Consider the following 23,596-nt stretch of genomic DNA (forward strand, 5'->3'; position numbering starts at 1 on the left):
CGAATCCAAATATTGAACCAGGCTTTTGGTTTCGCCTATACTTAGGGCAACCGATTTTCGAAGCTTGCAGACTGGAGAGTACTGGAGGTACTAGAGGGTACTGGAAGGTGTTAGTGGGTACTGGAGGATGTTAGGGGGAGATAGCTGGACTCCGCCAACCCCACCCATTGCGCCGCAAAGAAACCTAAGGACTAACAAGGAGGATTCGCTATGATTCCACAAGGCAACCGCTTGTCCAATATTGAACGTTTTAACGGCTATCAGCAGGATTACGACCGCTATCGGCCCGAGGCGCCGGCGATTGTCCGGGATATATTAACCGGGTATCTTGAGGCGCCGCCTTCGCTGGTTGTTGATCTCGGCTGCGGCACAGGCTTGTCGACATTCATTTGGGCAGGCCATGCCGGCCGGATCATCGGCATCGAGCCTGGGGATGATATGCGGAGCGTGGCGCAGGCAAAATTGTCCGCCATGGATACGGCTGCAAACTGCTCCATCTCGTTTATTAAGGGCTTTTCCAACCAAATCAGCCTGGCCTCCGGCAGCGCCGATCTCGTCACCTGCTCACAGTCGTTTCACTGGATGGAACCGGAGAGCACACTCCGGGAAGCGGCCCGGGTGCTCCGGGATGGAGGCGTTTTTGCCGCCTATGACTGCGACTGGCCGCCTGTATCGCGTTGGGAGATCGAACAGAAGTACCATACCCTGATTGAACGGGCCGAGGAGATCATCGGCCGCCTGGTGCCTGCTGGAGAACAAGCTCAAAAATACGACAAAAGCAAGCATCTGGCGAACATCATCGCCAGCGGGGAGTTTCGTTACGCGCGGGAAATTGTATTCCATCATTATGAGGACTGCGATGCGGAACGTTACATCGGACTGATGCTGAGTCAAGGGGGCGTGCAGACCGTGCTGCGGCTTGGATCGGACGATCTGAATGAGGAAATCACAGCGTTCCGCGCGCTGGTGGAGGATTATTTTCAAGGCGAAACCCGGCAGATTCTGTTGTGCTACCGGATGCGGCTGGGGATCAAGTAAACGGCCGGCCTCTGATCAGCAGTTTCAGTAAAAATGTGTTTGGTCCATGAACACAAAAAAAGCAGGGAGTCGCCTTTCAAGACGCCCCCTGCTTCCTGCCTTCGAGTTCCGTTTTCCTAAACCTCCGCCTTCGTTAACTCAGCCCTTCACCGCCGAGCTTGCCACACCTTCGATGATGTATTTTTGGCCGATCAGGAAGACAAGGATCATCGGGATAATGCCGGCGGTCGCAGCTGCCATCATGCCGTTGTAGTCGACGTTATTTTCAAGGATAAAATTCTGCAGCCCGAGCGGTACGGTAAACAGGTCGTGGTCGATCAGGAAAACCAGCGCGTTCTCGTAATCGTTCCAGTGCCAGGAGAAATCGATGATTGCCAGCGTAGCAAGCGACGGCTTTGCCATCGGCAGAATGATCCGCGAGAAGATGCGGAAATGACCTGCCCCGTCGATGAAAGCGGCTTCGGAAATCTCATAAGGAACCGACAGAAAAAACTGGCGCATCATAAACACCCCAAAAATGGTGAACATCCCGGGCAAAATCAGCGCCCAATGCGTGTTAAAAATCCCCGCCCAGTCAAACATGATGAACTTGGGCACAAACAGCACCTGCGGCGGCACCATCATCATCGACAGATACAGCATAAACATGGCGTCCCGCCCCTTGAACTCAATGCGGGCGAATCCGTAAGCTGCAAACGACGACAGCAGCACCGCGCCTACTGTACTGATTACAGAGACTTTTAGCGAGTTCAGGTAATACTGGACGAAGCTGTTTTCGCCGGTCCATATTTTAATGTGATGGTCCCAGTTAAAATGCCGGGGAATCCATTCAATCGGATAGGTGAACACTTCCGCCGGCGTTTTAAACGAAGTGCTGATCATCCAGAGGAACGGTACAATCATCACGATGCTGAAGAACAGCATAATCAGCGTCAATATCGATTTGTTTAGCAGCGCTTTGTTCATCACTCGTTCCCCCTTAATAATGAACCCATCGTTTTTGTCCCAGCCATTGGATTACGGTGAACAGCATGATGATCACGAACAGCGCCCAGGACACCGCTGAAGCGTAACCCATTTCGTAGTAGCGGAAGGCATTTTGGTAAATAAACAGCGACAACACAGTGGTGCTGTTGCCGGGACCGCCCTGCGTGATCGCCTGGATGATGCCGAACTGTTTGATCGACATAATAAGTCCGGTAATCAGCAGCAGGAAGGTAGTCGGACTGACGAGCGGCCACAAAATGCTGCGGATCGTCTGCAAGGTGCGGGCGCCATCGATTTTGGCCGCTTCCAGCAGCTCCGTGGAAACCTCCTGCAGCGCCGCCAGATAAATAATCATATTGTAGCCGAGCATAAACCAAATCCAGATGATGTCGATGGCGTACATGGAGGTGTCCATGGAGGACAGCCAGCCGGGAGGATTGGCAACGCCGAACGCCCGCAGCATGCCGTTGATCGGCCCGTTATTGGGCTGGAACAGCAGCATCCACACGAAAGCGACGGCCACGCCGCTGGTGATATAGGGCATGAAGTAAAGCGCGCGGAGCAGTTTTTTTAGATACACAGACCGGTTCAGTACGACGGCAACGACAAACGCCAGCCCGATGGACACCGGTACGGACAGCAGGAACACCAGCGTGTTGCGGATCGCTTTGTAAAAGACCTCGTCGCCCAGCATGCGCTGAATATTGTCCAGCCCCACAAAATGTGTGTCCGGCTTCATGAACTGGTAGTCCGTAAACATGAGATACAGCGAATACACAGCGGGGATGATAAAAAATACAATCACGCCAATCATGTTTGGCCCGATAAAAAGATAACCCAGATGCTGCTGCCGTTTCATCCAAGATGTCTTCACATCATTCCACTCCTCTTAAAAAGGTCTTGTGATTTCACCTCAAGCATAACAAGCCCCGGGAGCGGGGATAAGGAACAAAACCTTTGACTTGATGCTACAGAAATATACAATTGGCGGTCTTCCGTGCCGCCTGGGTTCCGAAGATTTGTTCTATTGGAGCGCACAAAAATAACCCCACAATAGGTGGGGTATGGGGCGTGAAAGATAGGAGTATGCCGGGTATGCCGGGTTTGCCGGGTTTGCCGGGTTTGCCGGGTTTGCCGGGTTTGCCGGATTCCCGCCTCCTACATGCTTAACGATTCCGGTTTGTTCCGGTGCAGCTGCCGGTATTGGCTTGGCGTGTAAGCGGTCAGGCGCTTAAAGATTTTAATAAAATAGTTATCGTTAACAAATCCCACCCTGTTGCCGATTTCATAGACGGGCAGATCGGAATGCAGCAGATACTGCACGGCCTGATTGACCCGGACGCGGTGAAGATAGTGGATCAGCGACTCGCCGGTTTTCTTTTTAAAAAGCGTGCTGACGTAGTTTTCGCCCATCATGACGTATTGAGACATGGATTTCACGGTGATATCCTCCGGATAATGGGCGTGGATGTACTGCAAAATCTTCTGAATCTCGGGGTGGGAAGTCATCCCCTGCTGCAGCGGCGGCTGGGCAGGCTCCGGCCCTTCTTCTGCGGCGGGCGCAGCAGCAGCGGCGCTCTGGCTGCGCCCCTCCTGGTTCTGGAGTTCGCCGCTGATTTTTTGCAGCGTTTCCCGCAAGGAGTTGACGCTCATCGACAGCTTCAAAATATAATTGGAGGCGCCGTATTCCATCGCCTGCCGCACATACTCAAATTCGCTCATACAGGTGAGCATGACAAAACGGGAGGTGCAGCCTTCTTCCCGCGCCCTGCGCAAGAGCTCCACGCCGTCCATTTCAGGCATAATGATATCCGTAATCACCAGGTCGGGCGCCTCCCGCCGGATTAGGTCCAGCGCTTCCGCACCGTTGCCTGCCTCCCCGCTGACGGTAAAGCCCAGCTCTTCCCACGCAATGATCTCCCGCACGGACTCCCGTACAAACACCTCGTCTTCAACGAGCAGCACCTTCCACATCGTCGGCAACCTCCCTTAAGTTTTGTCTACATCCGGCGCTTAAGCCGGATGCTCGTTGTTATAAGGCGTAGACAGCAGAAACGGAATCGTGAACCGGACGGTGACACCTTCGCCGGATGACAGGACATCCATGGAGCTGTCATTCCGGAACAGCAGGCGAAGTCTTTCCCGAATGTTGCTGAGGCCGATTCCGGAGCGCCGGCGCTCTGTTTTTTGCTGCCGGGTCTTTTCCATGCCAACCCCATTATCTTTGATCTCTACCGTCAGCTTATCCGGCCCGTCCCGGTAGACGTTGATCTCGATCAGCCCTTTGTCCGGCAGCGCGCCGATACCGTGAATAATCGCGTTCTCCACCAGCGGCTGCAGACTCAGCTTGGGGACAAGCGCGTATACGATCGATTCGTCATACCGGTAGACCACTTCAAATTTATGATGGTAGCGGACCTGCTGAATATGAACATAAGCCTGAACGAGTTCAATTTCGTCTTTGAGATGGATCAGGTCGTTTTCGGTGCTTAAACTGGCCTCCAGCAGCTTGCCCAGCGACAGCGTCATATTGGTAATGTCGTCATTTTGCTGCCGGATGGCGATCCATTTGATCGTATTCAGCGTATTAAGCAAAAAATGCGGGTTGGTCTGCGCAAGCAGCATTTGAAAATGAACGGCTTCCTTCTGGCGCTCCTCGGCCTTCAGCTTCTGGATCAGCACGCTGGTATCGTCCAGCATCGTGTTGAAGGTCCGGGTCAGCTCCAGCACCTCGCCGCGGAACTTATGCTCCGGCAGGCGGATTTTCAGATTTTTGTGCACGGCTGCCTTCATTTTTGTCTGCAAATGGGACAAGGGCCGGGTGATGGTCGTTGAGATCAGGAAGGTCATCATCAGGAAAATGCCCATCAGCGCAAAAAACATCAGGAAGTACTGCTGTTTCAGTCCCTGAATTTCAGCGAACAGCACGGACTGCGGAATCCGGTTGACGATATACCAGTCGAGCGATTCCACATAAAAATAGTTGATCAGCGAATCGGAGCTTTTGTCGATAAAATACCGCTGCCCCGGCTTCTCGGCGATCACCCTTTTGACCTGCTCCGGCAAAACGCTGTCCGGAACCGACTGGGAGATGTTTTCTCCCGCACGTGTGATCAAAAAATACTGCTGCTGAAGGTCGGATTGTTTATGGATATAACGCAGCCAATACGAATAATCGATGCTGATTCTCGCCATCCCGTAAGGCTTACCCCGGCTATCTTTGAGGTGGGCGTATAAGGAGAGCAGATACGGGCTGGTGGACACATCCCGCACCACATAGTTCCGGTCATTGGGAACCCAATGATAGGAAGAAGCATTCATCCGGCTCCGGTCAAACCCGGGCAGGTTTCGAAGCTCGCTGTAAACCAAAGAATCTCTTGGCGAATATGAGGTGTATACGCTTTCATTTAAATCCAAAATCATAAAATAAACCGACGGATTGTAGAGGAAAAAGCTGTTGTTCAGATTCTTGAAAATCTTCTCCATTTCCCGTTTGTTGTCCAGCTCGTTTTGCTGCTCCGGATGAAGCAGCACGGTTTTGACGGTGTCGTCCTGCTGGAGGAAAATCAAGGTTTTAAACGCCACGCTGATCTGGTCTTCAAGCGTCCGGTACATCTGCTCCAGCTGATAATGGCTTTGCTGGCTGATTTTCTTCTGAACCAGCGTTTCAATCCGCTGATAGTTATAGATGTTAAGCGCGCAGAAAGGCAGCAGGATCAAAAAGACAAAAGCGGCGAACAAGCGGTATTTCAATTTTTGCGGAACAAGCAGCCGCAGCAGCTTCAGCACACCTATGCGCCCCCAATCCGTTTGTCATCAATTCCTTTGGCTGATGGGAGAGTGGATTTATTCAAAATTATAGCATATAAAAAATAGCGCATACATCTGATCTATAAAATACCATGGTTTTGTTCCAGCCGGTCCGCCGCAGGGCGGGTTAAAAACAAAGATTTGTTCTATCCGCACCTGCCTTTCCGTTCTGCAGCAGCGGCCGCGGCATAAAAAGAGGAGGATTCCGTATGCATTACGGCTCCTCCTCTCTTAACTAAGCGGTCCCTGCTCCCTGCTCTGCTTACTTATTCTGCTTCAAAAATGTATTATGCCGGTTTACCATAGCCTCAATGGTCTGATCCAGCGACTGCGAACCAAGGAAATACTTTTCGTATTCCTGCGAGCGCATGTCCATCACTTCCTGCGGCAGGCTCCGCACGTAGGTCGGCGTCTTGTCTTCAAACATAACGTACATCAGCGAATCCAGATCGTACGTATCGCGTTTATCGCCAAGAAGGCTGTTCAGCGCATCGTCCTGGTTGGCGTCTTTGGAGGCCGGCAGTCTTCCCCCCTCGGCCATAGGCGCCATGCCGCCATCCGCATACCATTTCAGGAACTCCCATGCCGCTTCCTGATGTTTGGATTTAGCGTTAATGGAGATATAATCGCCGAGGCCGCCGCGGGTCACATAGTCTCCGGCGTCATCAGTCAGCCGCGGTACCTGAGCAAATGCGATTTTAAAATCGCGGGGAAAGTCCGTAAAGTTATTCGAGCTGCGCAGCAGCCAGGCTCCGATATTAAGCATCGGCACCTCTCCGCTGAGGAATACCTGCTCCACCGGCATTTTGGAGGTAAGCTGCTCTCCGAGCGGGGGCATCGTTTTGTCTTCAGTCATCATGGCGTTCAGCGTTTCCAGCCATTTTTTGACGAGCGGATGATCCAGGTTGGAGGTTCCATCCGGTTTGGTGTAGCCTTCCTGGGACAAAACAGAGTCGATGGGATCAACGAACGGCTCCATATTTTGAATGAAGGAATATTGGTCGCCGGTTTTCAGCTTTTTGGCGTATTCGCGCAGCTCATCCCAGGTCCAGTCTTTAGGAACCGGCAGGCCGGCGGCATCCAGCGCATCCTTGTTCAGCGCGATAAAAAACGAGCTTTTGGTCGTAGGCATACCATAGTACTTCCCGTCAATTTTCCAGCTGGCCGCATCTTTTCCCATCTTTTCGTCAATGTTGTAATCCGTAAATTTACTGAGATCCAGGGCCAGGTTGGACTCTACCCGTTTGGCCGTTTGCGAAATCGTATAGTTGACGAACAAATCGACGTCCTGGCCGGTAATCATCGCGGTATCCAGCTTCAGGTTCCCGTCATCGTCATTGACGTAGCGGACATATTCGACCTGAATATCGGGATGCTCCTTGTTCCAGTTGTCGATGACGGTCTGCGGACCGGCTTCCGGCGGCACCCCGCCCCACATTTTGAGCGTGACCTTCTCCCCGGATTTGGCCGAAGCAGAATTGCCAGCGCTTTCATTATTCGATGCGGCCGAATTGCTGCCGCTGCCTGCACATCCTCCAAGCAGTCCCATGATTAGAACAAGCGAAGTGAACCCGGCGGCCCAACGTTTCTTTTTCATCGCGACAACCTCCCTTTTGCGAATCGTTATTATCGGTGCACATCCAGAATAGCAGATCGTAAAAAGAGCCAGAAGGAACAAAATAACGGAGGTAATGGAACATAACTTTACAATTTGCATGCAGGCCGGCGGATGGTTTGTATAAAATTGTTCTATTTCCTCCACTACGCGGCTTCTGTCCGCCCACAGGTTGAACATTCGTTTGGAAATTGCCTTTTGGCTTTACTTAAGCCAGGTGTTCTCCATGTGCAAAAAAAGCGCCCGTTCCCTTTAAAGTGAACAGACGCTTCTTCATAAAAATCACAACTGCCGCATGGGCATGACTATTTGTTCATTTTGAACTTCAGGAACAGCTCGTTGTAATGCGACAGCATCCGCTTGCCGAGGTTGTCATAGACCTCCAGCCGGTCCGTCAGCTCCTTCGGCGGATAAAACCGGGTGTCGCCGGAAATCTCCTCCGGCAGCAGCTTCAGCGCAGGGGTGTTCGGCGTAGAATAACCCACATACTCCGCATTCCGGGCCGCAATTTCCGGACGGAGCATGAAGTCGATAAAACGGTGCGCCCCCTCCACATTGCGGGCGGTGCGCGGAATCACGATATTGTCGAACCATTTGTTCGACCCTTCTTCAGGGACGATAAAGTCGAGTTTGTCGTTTTCGTCCATAATTTCCGAAGCGTCGCCCGACCATACGATTCCCGCCGCGGCCTCTTCATTTGCCAGTAGCATTTTGATTTCGTCGCCAACGATTGCCTTGACATTTGGGGACAGCTTATACAGCTTAGCCAGCGCCTCCTGCAGATGGGTTTCGTCGGTATCGTTCAGCGAATAATGCAGGCTGTTCAGCGCCATGCCGATAACCTCGCGGGCACCGTCGACCAGCATCAGGTTGTTTTTGAGCTCCGGACGCCACAGATCGTCCCAGCTTTTGAAGGTGATGTCCCCTGTCATTTCGGGGTTAAAAATAATGCCTACTGTTCCCCAGAAATAAGGGACCGAATACACATTGCCCGGATCAAAGGACAAGTCGAGAAACTGCGGATCAATGTTGGCCAGGTTCGGCAGCTTGCTGTGGTCCAACGGCAGGAGCAGATCCTCTTCCTTCATTTTAGCGATCGCATAATCGGAGGGGACAACGACGTCGAAGGTCGTGCCGCCTTGCTCGATTTTGGTCAACATCGCTTCATTGGAGTCAAAGGTCTGGTAAATCACCGTAATGCCGGTTTCCTGCTGAAATTCTTTAATCAGATCGGGATCGATATAATCGCCCCAGTTGTATACGGTCAGCGTGTTGCCTCCGGAATACCCTTCATTGGAGTTCATCCAGGAGCCAAGATACATCAGACCGAAGGCCAGCACCAGAATGGCCGCAAATGCTTGGGTCAGCTGCTTCATCGCGGCACCCCCATCTCCGCGGCAGGAGCGGCGGAGCCGGTCCGGTTTTTCCTGCGTGTAAGGAAGTAATAACCCACCACAAGGAGAATCGTGAACAGGAAGATCAGCGTCGACAGCGCGTTAATCGACAGCGATACGCCCTGCCGGGCTCTGGAGTAAATCTCCACGGACAGCGTGGAATACCCGTTCCCCGTCACAAAAAACGTTACCGCAAAATCATCCAGGGAATACGTCAGCGCCATAAAAAATCCGCTGAAAATTCCCGGTTTGATGACCGGCAGAATAACCTTGGTCAGCACATCCCGGCGGGTTGCCCCAAGGTCCCGGGCCGCGTCCACCAGCGTCGGGCTCATTTCCTGCAGATGCGGCAAAATCATTAAGACCGCAATCGGGATGCTGAACGCGATATGCGACAGCAGCACGGAGACGAAGCCCAGCTTGATCCCCGCAATCGTAAACAGGATAAGGAACGATGCCCCGATAATGACGTCGGGACTGACGATCAGCACGTTATTCAGGGACAGCAGCGCATTTTTGCTGCGCCGGCTGCGCACCCGGTCGATGGCAAGCGCTCCGGCGGTTCCGATCACCGTCGCAATGGCCGAAGAGAGCAGTGCGATGACCAGCGTGTTGATCACAATGATCAGCAGGCGCGTATCCTGCGCCACCTCGCGGTAATGCTCCAGCGTAAACCCTTCAAATTCATGCATCGTGCCGCCGCTGTTGAACGAGTAGTACATCAGATAAAAAATCGGCGCGTACAGCACGATAAACACAATCACCAGATATAAATTTACCAGTCTGCCGCTTTTTTTCACCGGCGCACCTCCTTCCGCGTGCCGCCCAGCAGCATGAAGATGACCATCACGACGATCAGGAATACCGCCACCGTCGAGCCCATCCCCCAATCCTGCGTAACGAGGAAATGCTGCTCAATCGCCGTTCCGAGCGTAATGACGCGGTTGCCCGCGATCAGCCGTGTAATCATAAACAGCGACAGGGCCGGGATAAAGACGGCCATGCAGCCCGAGCGGACGCCCGACATCGTCAGCGGGAACACGACCCGGCGGAACGTAGTCCAGCCTGAAGCGCCCAGGTCGCGGGCTGCGTCGACGAGCGACAGATTCAGCTCGTCCAGCGCGCTGAAGATCGGCAGAATCATAAACGGCACAAAAATATACACCGACACGAACACAAAGCTGAAGCCGGTAAACAGGATTTGCTGCTCCCCGATGCCGAGGACATCCAGCAGATTATTCACCGGGCCAAAAGTGCCGAAGATCCCAATAAAGGCGTAGGTTTTCAGCAGCAGATTAATCCATGTCGGCAAAATAATCAGCAGCAGCCATAGCTGCTTATGTTTGGTCCGGGTCAGCAGGTAGGCGGCCGGATATGCGATCAGCAGCGAAAAAACCGTAATCAGCAGGGCGTACCAGAACGAGCTGAGCGCCATTTTTAAATAGACCGGCGTAAAAAAGTTGGCGTAGTTCTCCAGCGTAAGCCGTCCTTCAACATTAAAGGCGGAGTAATACAGCACTAGCAGCACGGGCGCGATGACGAACAGGATGATCCACAGATAATAAGGGATCAGATAAGCAATCCGGCCCCGGCTAGACATGCTGTTCCACCTCGCCGTAAGCCTCCAGCCGCTTGTCGAACTCTTCCTCCGTCTCGCCGAACCGCATGACGTGGATCGCTTCCGGATCGAAATAGAGACCGATTTCGCTGCCTACCTCCGCTTTGCGCGTGGAATGGACCAGCCATTCCTGCCCCGAATCGTCATAACAGCTGATTTCGTAATGCACGCCCCGGAACAGTTGGGTGTCCACTTTGACCCGCAGCTTGCCTTGATCGGCAGATACGATCTCCAGATCCTCGGGCCGGATCACAATCTCCACTGCCTCGTTCGGCTTCAGCCCGGCGTCAACGCATTCAAAACGCCGGCCGTTAAACTCGACGAGGTAATCTTCGATCATCGTTCCCGGCACAATGTTGGACTCCCCGATGAAGTCAGCCACATACCGGTTGATAGGCTCGTCGTAAATATCGTTTGGCGTGCCGCTCTGCTCTATGCGCCCTTTGTTCATGACGAAAATCCAGTCGGACATGGCCAGCGCCTCCTCCTGGTCGTGCGTAACGAAGATAAACGTAATGCCCAGCCGCTGCTGCATTTCGCGCAGCACGTACTGCATCTCGGTGCGCAGCTTAAGGTCAAGCGCGGAGAGCGGTTCGTCCAGCAGCAGCACCTGCGGTTCATTGACGATGGCCCGGGCAATCGCCACGCGCTGCCGCTGTCCGCCCGACATTTCGGTGATTTTGCGCTGCTCGTAGCCCGCAAGGTTAACGAACCCAAGCGCTTCCTGGACCTTGCGTTCGATGTCGGATTTTTTCATCCGCTTGATCCGCAGTCCAAACGCTATATTCTCAAAGACATTCAGATGAGGAAATAAGGCATAATCCTGAAACACCGTATTGACCTGCCGCTCGTTGGCCGGAACCCGGTTAATGACCTTGCCGTTCATAGTAATGGTGCCTGAGGTCGGCTCCGCAAATCCGGCGATCAGCCGGAGAATCGTCGTTTTCCCGCAGCCCGACGGTCCAAGCAGCGTGTAGAACTTGCCCCGTTCAATCTCGAAGCTGACTTCCTTCAGCACCGCTTCCGCATCGTCAAACTGCTTTGTAACACGGTCAAATGAGATAATGGTTTGCTCGCTAATTTCCAACAACCTCCTTAATCCCGAAATTCCAATCTATGGGTACCCGCCGCTATTACCGCGGGATAACTTCATTCGCATGCCCAGCGCCAGCGGTGAAGCGACAATCCCTCCCTCCATTCGACATACTGTCCTAGTTATAGCATAAAGGAATCCGGCGGCGGATGCGATAAATATTCCCAAAAAATCCACAGTGACTTTAACAGCTCTGTAATAAATGACACGCTCTGCCGCAAGACGTCCATGCTATAATGAAAATGTTTGAAAAGCAATGCTTTTCATGCTTCTTTTTGCAAAATCGACTGAAAAGAGATGACCGACTATGCGTTCCGAATGCCGGAACCCCCTTGAAAAATACGGGATTTCCCTCTATATGATCCGCGTGACCTTATCCGCTACGCTCTCCTGGGTGGCGGTGCATCTGCTCTATGGAGACGGCTATCTGTACTTTGCGCCGCTGGCCGCCATCCTGATTACCCAGGGAAGCGTGAAGGCTTCCTTTGAAAAAGGCGTATACCGCCTGATCGGCATCCTGCTTGGCGGGACCGTCAGCCTGGTGATCGGCCAATTTTTCGACGTTGGCGCGCTGTCCATTCTGCTGATGCTGATCATCGGCATCGGGATCGCGACCGCCTGCCGGATCAACATCCAGGCTATCTCCCAGGTCGGCGTAACCTCCGTGCTCGCCTTGACCTTCTACCATGATCATTATGTATGGTGGCGTCTCGCCGAGACATTCACCGGCGTGGCTATCGCCCTTGTAATCAATATGATTATCGTGTCGCCCAAAGCGCTCGTCAAGGCAAAAGAACGGGCACTGGAAGCCGGCCTGCTCCTCGCCGACAGTCTGATGGAGCAAGGCGTTCAGGCGTCTGTTCAGCCGAACAATTCCTCCCTGACCCGGGCGTCCGCGTCCCTGGCTGACAGCCGGCAGTCGCTGAAAGAGCTCCGGTTTACGATGGCTCATCTCAACTGCCGCGGGGAATTCGACGAGCTTACAAACGAGACATCACACCTGAAGGAAATGCTGTCGCTGATCGAACAGATCCGCACCGAGCTGGGCCGGCTGCCCGGAGACTGCCGAACCGCAGAGTGGCTGCGCCCTGTTGCCGAAAGTACGGCCGACTGCATCGCGGTTTTCGTTACCCGGCGGCTGTCCGGAGCCGAATGCCGGCAGCAGCTGCCCGAAGCGCTGCGCCAGGCCCGCCAGCTGCAGCTGGAGGCCTTTTCGGAGCTACGCTCCGCCTGCTCCCTCGCCGCTCTGCGGGAAGTTGGTTCGCTGTTCTCCCGCCTGAACCTGCTGCTTGAAGAGGTGGAACGCGCCGAGCTGGACGCCGCCTCCTTGTCATCCCGCCCGGCCGCCCGTTACGGCTCCCCGGTGTGGCGTGTACGGTTCGGCGCCTCCAAGCCCGTTCGCACGAGAGCGTAAGGACACAGCAATTGGGCTTAAGTGAAGATCACCTGCGATAGTCAGTAACAAAACTACTATAAGTATCCTTCGAAGACAAAGAGCGCCATTGGCGCTCTTTTTTTGTGTTAAGATGGAAATCTAACCTATTCATTTTATGCGACGCAAAAGGAGTGAATGCTATGCAATTTCGGCGGCTTGGCGGCAGCGGGCTGCAGGTCCCGGCTCTGGGACTGGGCACCAACGCCTTCGGCAAACGCGCGGATCAGGATACTTCCATCCGCATCATCCATCATGCGCTGGACAACGGCATAAGCTTTATCGATACCGCCAATATCTACGCGGGAACCGAATCGGAGCGGATCATCGGACTCGCCCTGGAAGGAAAAAGAGATCAGGCCGTGCTGGCTACGAAAGCTGGGCTGATACGGGGGCCTGGAGCAAATGAGAGCGGCTCCTCCCGCTTCCATCTGATGAGGGAACTGGAGGACAGCCTGCGGAGACTTCGGACCGATTATGTGGATTTGTATCAGATTCACACCTTTGATCCAAATACGCCGTTGGAAGAAACGCTGCGGGCGCTGGACGATATGGTGGCTTCGGGCAAAGTGCGCTATATCGGGGCTTCCAATTACGCCGCCTGGGAACTGATGAAGGCGCTGGGATTAAGCCGCCTGCACGGTTACGAGCGCTACGTCTCCTATCAGACGAGCTATTCCCTGGCGGACCGTACGCCGGAAAATGAAATCGTGCCGTTATGTCTGGACCAAGGGGTCGGCATCATCCCGTATTTCCCGCTTGCCGGCGGTATCCTGACGGGAAAATACACCTCCGTTGAAGGCGCGCCCGCAGGCTCAAGAGCGGAGACCGACCCGAACTTCACCCGGTTTCTGTCGCCGGAACGAATCCGGCTTGGCGCAGCTGTGGCCGGTGCGGCAGCGGAGCTCGGGACCACACCGGCTGCGCTTTCGCTGGCCTGGCTGATGACCCGGCCTGCAGTTTCCACCGTGATTGTGGGCGCAACCCGCCCCGAACAGCTGGACGACAGCCTGCGCAGCGTATCGCTTCAGCTTGAAGATGAAACGCTGCGCCTGCTTGACGGGATCAGCGCGCCTTTCCGCCACGGCGAACCGTTTGCTGTATACCGGCTGCCCGTGCGGGAACGCTGAACCTGCCAAAAAGCCGGACCCGCGGGTAAAATCGCGGGTCCGGCTTTTTGCCGGTCATGCCGGATTCGTATACGAGCGCAGCCAGTCCTGCACCCGGTCCGCCGGCAGCGGTTTGCTAATCCAGTAGCCCTGGATTTTATCGCATCCCGTTTCTTTGAGAAAACCTAGCTGACCGCCGGTCTCCACGCCTTCAGCCGTCACCTTCAGCCCCAGCTCCCGGCCCATGCTGACGATTGTCGCAGCCAGGGCAGCGCTGCTGGCATTGTCCGTGACATTATCAATAAAGGATTTGTCGATTTTCACGCCTGTAATCGGCAGCCGCTTCAGGTAGCTGAGCGAGGAGTAACCTGTGCCGAAGTCATCCACCGCGATACCGATCCCTTGATTTTTTAACCATTCGAGCATAGGTCCAATTGACTCGTACGAATGCATGATTACCGATTCGGTGATCTCAAGCTCCAGCGTTTCCGGCCCCAGCCCGTGTTCCTCAAGAATGCCAAACACCATCTCCGCAAATCCCTCTGTCATCAATTGAACTACCGAGATGTTGACAGATACCCGGCAATCAGCAAAACCTGAGCGGTGCACCTCCTTGATAAACTTGCAGGCCGTGCGCAGCGCCCACTCACCAATCGGCACAATCAGCTGCGATTCCTCCGCTATACGGACAAATGAGAGCGGGGATATCCGCCCAAGCTCCGGGCTTACCCAACGAAGCAGCGCTTCGAACCCCCAGATCCGGTTATCTGTGCTTTCCATAATCGGCTGGTAGTGGAGTTCAAGCTCCCCGTTCGGAAGCGCATTCCGGAGATGCCGCTCGATCACCAGACGTTCCTCAAACTGCTCGCGCATATCCCGGCCGTAAATCGCGTAAGTGGATTTGCCTTTTTGTTTGGCCTTGTACATCGCTATGTCCGCGTTCTGGAGCAATTCGTCCGCCCCGGTTCCATCCTGCGGATAACGGGCGACACCAACACTGACTGACACATGCACGGCGCTGTTCTGCAGTTGAAACGGTTCTTCAAAGGCGTGCACCAGCGCCTCGGCTGCGTCTTCGGTCTCTGCGTCCCCGGCCAGATCGCGCACAAACACCACAAATTCATCGCCGCCAAAGCGGAAGCGGGCGCCCCGGCCGCCAAGCGCTTGTCTCAGCCGCTCCCCGGCCAACACCAGCAGCATATCGCCGTAGCCGTGCCCCATGCTGTCGTTTATATTTTTGAAATTGTCGAGGTCGAGAAAAAACAGCGCCGCTGTTCCATCCGGATTCCGCTCCCGAAACCGGTTCAGCTTTTCTGTCAAAGAAAGCCGGTTCGGCAATCCGCTTAAGCTGTCCATGTAAGCCAGCCGCCGGTATTTATTTTCGCTGGCCTGAAGCTGTTTCTGCTTCTGCGCCAGTTCGGCATAAGTGGACGCCAGCTCGCGGTAGCTGGAATCCAGACGATGCTCGAATTCCTTGCGTTCAGACACATCGACCATTGAACCTGCAAGCCGCATTTCGCCGCCGTCTGTCCCTCCCGCTAACATTCGTCCCCTGGCTTCGACCCACACCGGGGCTCCGCTGCGGGACTGCAGGCGAAATTCGCTGGAGTAGTCGGGACTCTGCCCGGCCAGATGTTCTTTCCAACGCTGTGCTTCCTGCTCCTTGTCCTCCGGATGGATCAGCTCCCGCCAGCCCTTCTCCGCTTCCTTCATCTCGTTCCGGCCATAGCCCAGCAGTTTATACCAGCTGTCCGAGAAGTAGTACCGCTTTGTCCGGAGATCCAGCTCCCACAACACGGCTTTGGAGCCTTCGGCTGCCAGTTGAAGCCTTTCGTTCGCGAGTTCCAGACTGCGGCGCATGTTCCGGTTTTGCCGGAGATAAAAAAGCAGCAAAGCAATCAAAATCAGCAGGACGAAAAAAACGGCTCCCGTCCCGATCACAAGCTTCCGGTACGTATCATAGAACGAAAACGGCCGGTTCACGATTTCTGCATCCGCCGGGAGCCGCTCTACCGGAAGGCCAAACCGCACCAATTGGCGGTAGTCTAAGACCAGACGCGGTTCCACACTGGAGGAAACCGGCATTTGGTCAATCGCTTCCCCGCCAAGCACCCGCACCGCCAGTTCGGCGGCAGCCTGTCCCTGTTCCCGGCCGCTGAACAGCGAACCCCCAAGGGCGCCGTGGCTCAGTCCAAAATCATAAATATGATATACCGGTACGGTGCTGAGCTCGCTGAGCTCCCTGGTAAACCGCTCGGCTTCAATAATCCGGCCTGTGCTGTCGCCGGAATAGGTAGTCATAAACAGGATGCTGTCCTGCTGCAGCGATGACGCTTTATTTAAAATCTCCTCCCGGGTCATCTGGTTCAGCGGGTACAGCTGGAGCCTCGGCCCGTACAGATTCAGCAGCCGGTCAATCACCATTTTTCCCGTTGTAAGTCCGCTTTCGGTATTATCGAAGACAAGGTACACCTTCCGGATATTGGGGTTTAGCTCCAGTGCCAGTTTGATGCTGCCAACGGGGTCCGGGTCTTCCAGCACTCCGGTCAGCCGTTCATATTGCTTGTGCCGCTCCAGGCTTATGCTGTTCACGCCGCTGAATACAATGGGCGCGTCATTCAAAATCTCTTTCCGGTGCTTCAGCGCAAAGTCCAAAGCCACATCGTCCGTAGTCAGCACCATGTCGAGGGGAACGCCCGCATACTTCATTTTGAGCATTTCATACTGCTGCCGCAAATTCCGTTCGCTTGGCTGCCTTTTCCAGTCTATGTATTCCGTATAGATGACCGGGTCGCGGGTCTCTTGCTTCAGCGCTGCCGTTATCCCTTCCGTCTGTTCGTCCGTCCAAGCGTATCCTTTATGGTAAGAATTCAGAATGAGCACCTGAGGCGATAACACTTCGGCCGCCCTGGCGTCCGGAAGCCGGACCGCCAAAAAAAACACGAAACAAATCATGGTTCGCAGCAGCAGACCTCGGCCTGTGCGTTGTCCTTCAGCCATGGGCTCACTCCCTTCTCCCGGTTTGATTTCCTTTCTGCTAATTCCTGTATATTCCTTTTAAGCCGCTTGAATGCGTATTATATAATTCTTTCCGCCGTTCCCCGCCTCCTTCTTCTACCGCATTAGCGGAATAAAACGGTCGGCTGCGGCTGTTCCACAGCAAAAGGCCCCGTTCGCTCACTGGGAGGATACGGGGCGATACTTTTTATATCGGTTAAAGGTGGCAGAGCCGTCACCCTTTGACGGAACCGCCCATGAGACCGCGGACAAAATACTTCTGCAGCAGGAAAAAAATCGCCAGCGGCATCAGCATGGATATAAACGCCGCCGAAGTCAGCAGGTGCCAGTCGTTGCCTTTGGAGCCGACCAGGTCGGCAATTTTCATGGACATGACCTGCACATTCGGCTGGTTGCCGATGAAGATAAGCGACACCAGGTAATCGTTCCACACCCACAGGAATTGGAATATGCCGATGGATGCCAGCGCCGGAACAGATAAAGGCAGAATCAGCCGGCTGAATATCGTAAAGTGGGTCGCCCCGTCGATAAACGCGGATTCGAACAGATCCTTCGGCAGCTGGCTGATGAAGTTGTACATAAAGTAGGTAACCAGCGGCAGACCAAAGGCCGTATGCGCCAGCCAGATGCCCAGGTAGCTGCCGTTCAGCCCAAGCGCCGTGTAGTCCTGCAATACGGGAATGAGCGCCACCTGGAGCGGCACAACCAGCATGGCAATAATAGTGACGAACATGATCTTTCGCCCCGGGAACTTCAACCAGGCGAAAGCGTAAGCGGCAAACGAAGATATCAAAATCGGAATTACAGTCGCCGGAACGGCAATCGTCAGCGTATTCCAAAATGCCTGCGACAGGCCCGTACCCTTCTCTACCCGTTCTGTGCCGTCCGGCTGAACCAGCTTGTATTCCTTACCAGTCAGCACGTTGCGGTAGTTGTCGAGCGTCAGATCGGTATTGGTCGTCCAGCCCTGCTCCTGGACGCTGATTTCCCTTGCCCGGCGGTTCTCCCAGATGAGCCGTCTGTCACCGTCCATTACCCCGGCCTTCAGCTGATCGTCAGAGTAGGTTTTGCCTTCCACCTCGATTGGCTCCCGCAAATCCACCTCTTTGGACAGCTTGACGGTATCCCCGCTGGACGTCCACTCCTGGTGCGGGAACACCTTCCACCAGCCGGTCTGCAGAATGTCCGCCGCCGGACGGAAAGAGGAAATAAACAGGCCAAGCGTCGGGAGCAGCCACAGGAAGCAAATGACTCCTAGTACCAGATTGACGACCCATTTGCTGCCTTTTCTTTTTGTCCGCTTTTTCCCTTTAGCCATTAGACCTCACCCCCCGATTTGCGGAATTGGCGCAGATTGATCAGAATGACAGGCAGGACCGCGATCAGCAGCACGATGGCCAGCGTCGAACCGTAACCGAAGTTCCGGTACATGAAAAACTGCCGGTAGAACTGTGTCGCGACGACCTCGGTATCGTACTGCCCGCCGGTCATGACCATGACGACGTCGAATATTTTTAGCGTAAAGACAATGATGGTCGTGGTCACCGTCAGGATCGTAGCCGAAATGTAGGGGATCATGATCCGGAAAAAAATGCGGATTTCATTAGCCCCGTCCACCCGGGCCGCTTCCAGGATATCCTCCGGAATGCCCTTGATGGCGGCGGAGAAAATAACCATCGCAAATCCGGTCTGCATCCAGATTAAAATGATGATCAGGAATAGATTGTTCCACGGCTGAAAGCTGCTGGTCCACGCCTGCGGGTCGCCCCCAAAAAAGGTTACGATCGCATTCAGCAGACCGATTTGCTCCCCCGGTTTGTAGTAGTAAACGAACTTCCAGATGACCCCGGAAGCAACAAAAGAGATCGCCATCGGCATAAAAATGATAGACTTCGCCAGTCGTTCATAGCTGCTCCGGTCCGCCAGGATGGCAATCAGCAGCCCAAGGCATACGCAGGCCAGCGTCCCGATGAATACCCACATTAAATTATTGCGCAGTGCGGTAGCCATCAGCCGGTCGGTGAAGATCGACGCGTAATTGGCCAAGCCCACAAACTTGTCGGACGATGCATTAAAAAAGCTCAGATACAGCGTCCGGATGGCGGGCAGCACCAGCAGCCAGCCCAGCAGCAGCACCGCCGGACCAATAAAGATATACGGCAGCACCCATCGGCGGACACCCTCAGGGAATTTCTCCACTGCCCAGTTCATCGTATAAAAAATCAGATAAACCCCAACAACACCCCACAGGACGGCCAAAATTGCCGTAACCAGCGGATTCAGCGTCGAGTCCCGGAAAAATAAAAAGATTAGTCCGTTCACGGCAATGTTGGCCAGCAGCACGCCAATTGCCACCAGTACCGCGGCTGCGCTTACCCGCTGCGGAGGCCGGGGGGCTGCGGCCGCATTATGATTTGTTGGTGCATCCACTGTTGGTTCCTCCTTCTTCTGTTGGGATCTACCCCTGGCCCCGGCCGCCCGGAGAGGCTGAGCAGCGGAATGCCGGGAGCTTGACTCGTCTGAAGCAGGCAGGCCGCCCTGCGGCTTTCCCGGCCTGCACCCGGGACACCCTTACGGCTCCGCTGTCGGGCACACGCCGGAACCGCCGCAAATACGGTGTTCCTCCCGCCGGCTCCATTCCATTTCCGGCTATAAAAAGAGGGGCGGTCACGCCAAAGCGCAGCCCCTCCCATCCTTAAGTGCCTGCCTAGTTCTTCCAGCCGGACTGGATCTGTTCCAGCGCCTGGTCCAGCGTGGCGGTGCCGCTGACGTAGTCGGTCATTCCTTTCCAGAAGGTGCCTGCGCCTACCTTACCCGGCATCAGGTCGGAGCCGTCAAACCGCAGGGTCGAAGCATCCTGTACCAGCTTCGCCATCCGGCGGTCCGATTCGGAGCTGTACCAGTCGAGCGACGCATCGTTCATCGGCGCGATTACACCGCCGGATTGAACCCAAGTCTTGATGGATTCGCCAGTCGTAAAGAACTCCATCACGGCCCGGACTTCCGGACGGTCATTGAACATGGCGTAAATATCGCCTGCGACAAGTACCGGCTTGCCGTACTGCTCATCGATCGGCGGCAGGTAGAACCAGTCGTAGTCAACGTCTACTTTGGCCGTCTCAGGGAAGAAGCTTGTTACGAAATTGCCCTGCCGGTGCAGCCAGGCTTTGGGCGGATTGTCAAACATCGGCGTTGCGGCATCCTGGAACGAAGTGGTGACAATCGATTTGGTGCCGCCATAGACATAGTCTTCGTTCAGCCAAATTTTGCCCATAATTTCAACCGCCTTCTTCACCTCAGGCGAAGTGAACGGCAGCTCGCCTTTTACCCACTTATCATAGTTCTCGGGGCTGGTCGTACGAAGCATGATGTCCTCAAGCCAGTCGGTTGCCGTCCAGCCTGTTGCCGCGCCGCTCTCCATCCCGATCGCCCATGCCGGGTCGCCGTCTTTGGCGATTTGTTCCGTAAGCGCCATCAGGTCGTCCCACGTTTCGGGCACTGTGTAGCCTGCTTCCTCAAACTGCTTTTTAGGGTACCAGACCAGACTTTTTACATTGCTGCGGTTCCAGATGCCGGCCATGATTTTGCCGTTTTGCCCATCCATCATCGACATGTCCAGCCAGCTCTGGTTGTAGTTGCTTTTCAGTTTCTCTTGATCGAGAATATTGGTCAGATCGATAACCTTGCCGGTCTTGGCGATGGAAGCCAGCAATCCGGGCTGCGGGAAATCCGCAATGTCAGGCGCGTTGCCTCCGTCCACGCGGATATTGATTGTCGCTTCAAATTCCTTGGAGCCTTCATATTGGATGTCGATGCCGGTTTTCTCTTCAAAGTCCTTGATGCTGTTCTCAAATTTCACCTGGTCAGCATCCACAAACGGGCCAAACATCGTGACCTTGGTTCCCTTCATTTCACCGTTCATCGCTTTGGCCAGCGCGCTTCCCTCAGCCGCGCCCCCCCCTCCCGAGGTATCCGGAGCGGCGCTTGCAGGCGCTTCGCTGCTTGTCGCCGCGGGAGCAGGTGATGGCTCCGAAGGATTGGCAGACGGCGAAGCAGTATTCCCTCCGTTTCCGCACGCGCTCACGAGCATCGTTAATGACATACACAGGGCGATTAGCAGCGAAGGCTTACGTCTCCAAGCTTTTTTCATCTTTTCATACATCCCCTTTGGTTGGTTTGTAAGATCGGTTCTGTCCTTGTGACCGTCGAGATTGTCGTGGTTCTCGGGTAGGCGCGGTTCACCTCCTGTATGAAATATGAATCTATCATTCTGTTTGGGATGGTGCTCTTGTACGGCCCAACCCCCAGCATCCGGAAGTTCTTTTACAGTATATGCATGGATTGAGCCAAGTCCGGCTACTAAGCCGTTGTATGCAATTCGCATACAAAGAGAATTTTTATGTAAAATACTAAATAATGCGTTTACATAAATACTAGTTTCCATAAATACTAGTTTCCATGCATACGTTTGCAGCAACACTGGGTACAGGTTGTCTGCAGGCAAAGTTGAATCCTTTACCCTATATCTAAACGCTCAAACAGGGTGCGAAACAGAATCAACGGGATTCCTTCCCGATATAAACAGCACATGCGCAGGTTACCAGGGAGCTCTAGAGAAGCCGGGGATTGACGGGCTTGCCGCCGACAGCTTACTCTCTTACCGGTCTCGCTTGCCTTCGGACGACGGCAAAGATACGGCATAAATGATGCAGAATTACCGAACCTTATTGGTGAAAGGCCGGTTAATGGAGTATGACACCTTTGTTAGTGTTTTGTTCGTTCACCGAGATTATACCTTTAGCCTCTCCAGGAATCAAGTGCCTTTGTCAAAGCGCTTACAGAACCATCACTTACTTAAAGTGTGTATATATTATTATTTCATGGTATACTAAGAGGCATGCTTTACTCTTTTTGCTGTAATACTAAACGATCCTGTACCGCACAATCAGGAGAGGAGCCTATATAATGACCAACACTGATTCATCGCAAGCTTCTGCTGAAGCTCTGCGGAATATCCCTATTTCCGTACTCGATCTCGCTTCCATCGTCCAGGGCAGCAGCGCGGCCGAGTCGCTGAAGCATTCGGTGGATTTGGCCCGCCACGCGGAAAAGTGGGGCTACCACCGTTACTGGCTGGCCGAACACCACAGCATGCCGGGTATCGCCAGCTCCGCCACTTCGCTGGTCATCTCCCATATCGCGGCCGGAACAGACACCATCCGGGTTGGATCGGGCGGCATCATGCTGCCCAATCATGCTCCGCTTGTCATTGCGGAACAGTTCGGCACGCTGGAATCCCTTTACCCGGGTCGAATTGACTTGGGGCTTGGGCGGGCTCCGGGTTCTGACCAAGCCACGATGCGTGCGCTCCGGCGGGGCTTGAACTCGGGCGGCGAGGATTTCCCAGAGCTGCTTTCCGAGCTGCGCGCTTATTTCGATCCTTCCGCGGCAGACCGGAGACCGGCCGGCGTCCGCGCCGTTCCGGGAGAAGGACTGTCCATCCCGATTTGGCTGCTCGGGTCCAGCGGCTTCAGCGCTAGACTGGCCGGAGAGCTGGGGCTTCCGTTTGCGTTCGCCAGCCATTTTGCACCGGAGTATTTGCTCCAGGCGCTTGAGATATACCGCGGGGCGTTCCGCCCTTCGGCCGATCTGGACAAACCGCACGCTATGGTGGCCTTGAACATCGTGGCCGCGGACACCGTTCACGAAGCCGAGCGCCTCGCCACCTCGCAGCATCAGCAGTTTTTAAGCCTGGTGCGCGGCCGGCCGGGCCAGCTGCAGCCCCCTGTCGACACTATGGACGGCATCTGGAGCCCTTACGAAAAATCGCTGCTGCACGGCCGGCTTCAATATTCCGTCGTAGGCGACAAAACGGCTGTCAAATCCCGGCTGCGTGAAATATGGGCCGAAACCCAGGCGGATGAATGGATTGTCGCCGCTCAAATTTTTGACCATACCGCCCGGCTTCGTTCTTATGAGATCGTAGCTGAAGCCGTAAGCGAGCTCTAAGCATCACGGGGGAGCGAAATAAATTTTCTATGCCCGTCCCTGCAACGGATTGGGGAAAGCAAACTATACTCAGCATTCAGCCGCTTCGCCGGGAATATCCGGCGGGCGGCTTTTTTAGATGTTTTTTGTTCTTAATAACTCAACTTTCGCAGCTGGAAAAATGGCATAGACCCTTGAGTGAGCAAGAAAAATTCAATGGATTTACTTGTATTGACAAAAAAACACCTCACTTGTTAGGGATCATGGTAGTGCGAACAACCATGCCAACAAGAAAGGTGCGTAACTCTACGTTACAGCAACATCCCCTGCCTGAACACAGTCTCAGTTATCCAAGCTTTGGAGGCCTTTTGAAGCAGCTTTGCATTGTCCTCCCTTATGACTTTCTTGCCGGACTCAAGGGACCCTATTTGCTGATTATTCCAACTTTTCGCAAAGTGCCGGACTCAGATTCCCTTATTTACGCAGAAAGCCCC

Annotated in this window: 18 protein-coding genes; 5 read left to right on the forward strand and 13 right to left on the reverse strand. The window is 54.3% G+C overall.

Annotation, left to right across the window (positions count from 1 at the left end; translation table 11 throughout):
* The first annotated feature begins 210 nt into the window (after positions 1-210).
* Entirely contained in the window at positions 211-1,038 is an 828-nt protein-coding gene (locus ACE6ED_RS20205) for a class I SAM-dependent methyltransferase (RefSeq protein WP_410829158.1), read from the forward strand.
* Positions 1,039-1,176: 138 nt separating this feature from the next.
* On the opposite strand, the gene ACE6ED_RS20210 is transcribed toward ACE6ED_RS20205, so the two are convergent.
* From ACE6ED_RS20210 to ACE6ED_RS20250, 9 genes are all read right to left on the reverse strand, one after another.
* On the reverse strand, positions 1,177-2,004 hold the full coding sequence (locus ACE6ED_RS20210; RefSeq protein ID WP_410829160.1) for a carbohydrate ABC transporter permease: 828 nt from the start codon (positions 2,002-2,004) through the stop codon (positions 1,177-1,179).
* Positions 2,005-2,017: 13 nt separating this feature from the next.
* Positions 2,018-2,899 (reverse strand): carbohydrate ABC transporter permease, encoded by an 882-nt coding sequence (locus tag ACE6ED_RS20215; protein ID WP_410829162.1) that lies wholly within the window; start codon positions 2,897-2,899, stop codon positions 2,018-2,020.
* Between the two features lie 284 nt (positions 2,900-3,183).
* On the reverse strand, positions 3,184-3,999 hold the full coding sequence (locus ACE6ED_RS20220) for a response regulator (protein ID WP_410829164.1): 816 nt from the start codon (positions 3,997-3,999) through the stop codon (positions 3,184-3,186).
* Between the two features lie 39 nt (positions 4,000-4,038).
* Complete coding sequence (locus ACE6ED_RS20225) at positions 4,039-5,814, reverse strand: sensor histidine kinase (protein WP_410829166.1); 1,776 nt, start codon at positions 5,812-5,814, stop codon at positions 4,039-4,041.
* Between the two features lie 283 nt (positions 5,815-6,097).
* Positions 6,098-7,432: an ABC transporter substrate-binding protein gene (locus tag ACE6ED_RS20230; RefSeq protein ID WP_410829168.1), complete on the reverse strand. Its 1,335-nt coding sequence runs from the start codon at positions 7,430-7,432 to the stop codon at positions 6,098-6,100.
* Positions 7,433-7,755: 323 nt separating this feature from the next.
* Positions 7,756-8,826 carry an ABC transporter substrate-binding protein gene (locus ACE6ED_RS20235; protein WP_410829170.1) on the reverse strand — a complete coding sequence of 357 codons (1,071 nt, stop codon included), beginning with the start codon at positions 8,824-8,826 and terminating at the stop codon, positions 7,756-7,758.
* Positions 8,823-9,644 (reverse strand): ABC transporter permease, encoded by an 822-nt coding sequence (locus ACE6ED_RS20240; RefSeq protein ID WP_410829172.1) that lies wholly within the window; start codon positions 9,642-9,644, stop codon positions 8,823-8,825. The genes ACE6ED_RS20235 and ACE6ED_RS20240 overlap by 4 nt, the downstream gene beginning before the upstream one ends.
* Positions 9,641-10,444 (reverse strand): ABC transporter permease, encoded by an 804-nt coding sequence (locus ACE6ED_RS20245; RefSeq protein WP_410829174.1) that lies wholly within the window; start codon positions 10,442-10,444, stop codon positions 9,641-9,643. The genes ACE6ED_RS20240 and ACE6ED_RS20245 overlap by 4 nt, the downstream gene beginning before the upstream one ends.
* The gene (locus tag ACE6ED_RS20250; RefSeq protein WP_410829200.1) at positions 10,437-11,543 is read right to left on the reverse strand and encodes an ABC transporter ATP-binding protein; all 1,107 of its coding nucleotides are present in this window, start codon (positions 11,541-11,543) and stop codon (positions 10,437-10,439) included. The genes ACE6ED_RS20245 and ACE6ED_RS20250 overlap by 8 nt, the downstream gene beginning before the upstream one ends.
* Before the next feature lie 319 nt (positions 11,544-11,862).
* On the opposite strand from ACE6ED_RS20250, the gene ACE6ED_RS20255 reads away from it, so the two are divergent.
* Together ACE6ED_RS20255 and ACE6ED_RS20260 are read left to right on the forward strand one after the other, a co-directional pair.
* On the forward strand, positions 11,863-12,969 hold the full coding sequence (locus ACE6ED_RS20255) for an FUSC family protein (protein WP_410829176.1): 1,107 nt from the start codon (positions 11,863-11,865) through the stop codon (positions 12,967-12,969).
* A gap of 161 nt (positions 12,970-13,130) precedes the next feature.
* Positions 13,131-14,117 (forward strand): aldo/keto reductase, encoded by a 987-nt coding sequence (locus ACE6ED_RS20260; protein ID WP_410829178.1) that lies wholly within the window; start codon positions 13,131-13,133, stop codon positions 14,115-14,117.
* Between the two features lie 54 nt (positions 14,118-14,171).
* On the opposite strand, the gene ACE6ED_RS20265 is transcribed toward ACE6ED_RS20260, so the two are convergent.
* The 4 genes from ACE6ED_RS20265 to ACE6ED_RS20280 all read right to left on the reverse strand — a co-directional run bounded on the left by ACE6ED_RS20265 (position 14,172) and on the right by ACE6ED_RS20280 (position 21,264).
* Positions 14,172-17,096, reverse strand: a complete 2,925-nt coding sequence (locus ACE6ED_RS20265; protein WP_410829180.1) for an ABC transporter substrate binding protein — start codon at positions 17,094-17,096, stop codon at positions 14,172-14,174.
* Between the two features lie 232 nt (positions 17,097-17,328).
* Positions 17,329-18,432, reverse strand: a complete 1,104-nt coding sequence (locus tag ACE6ED_RS20270) for a carbohydrate ABC transporter permease (RefSeq protein WP_410829182.1) — start codon at positions 18,430-18,432, stop codon at positions 17,329-17,331.
* On the reverse strand, positions 18,432-19,544 hold the full coding sequence (locus ACE6ED_RS20275; protein WP_410829184.1) for a carbohydrate ABC transporter permease: 1,113 nt from the start codon (positions 19,542-19,544) through the stop codon (positions 18,432-18,434). The genes ACE6ED_RS20270 and ACE6ED_RS20275 overlap by 1 nt, the downstream gene beginning before the upstream one ends.
* Before the next feature lie 277 nt (positions 19,545-19,821).
* Positions 19,822-21,264, reverse strand: coding sequence for an ABC transporter substrate-binding protein (locus ACE6ED_RS20280; RefSeq protein WP_410829186.1), 1,443 nt, complete (start codon positions 21,262-21,264; stop codon positions 19,822-19,824).
* 815 nt (positions 21,265-22,079) lie between these two features.
* Between ACE6ED_RS20280 and ACE6ED_RS20285 the strand changes: the two genes are divergently transcribed.
* Together ACE6ED_RS20285 and ACE6ED_RS20290 are read left to right on the forward strand one after the other, a co-directional pair.
* Positions 22,080-23,123: an LLM class flavin-dependent oxidoreductase gene (locus ACE6ED_RS20285; RefSeq protein ID WP_410829188.1), complete on the forward strand. Its 1,044-nt coding sequence runs from the start codon at positions 22,080-22,082 to the stop codon at positions 23,121-23,123.
* A 173-nt stretch (positions 23,124-23,296) separates the two neighbouring features.
* Positions 23,297-23,596 (forward strand): hypothetical protein (locus ACE6ED_RS20290; RefSeq protein ID WP_410829190.1); only part of this gene is annotated, 300 nt, incomplete at its 3' end.

The organism is Paenibacillus nanchangensis (assembly GCF_046543445.1).
In the GTDB taxonomy this organism is placed as follows: domain Bacteria; phylum Bacillota; class Bacilli; order Paenibacillales; family Paenibacillaceae; genus Paenibacillus_AQ; species Paenibacillus_AQ nanchangensis.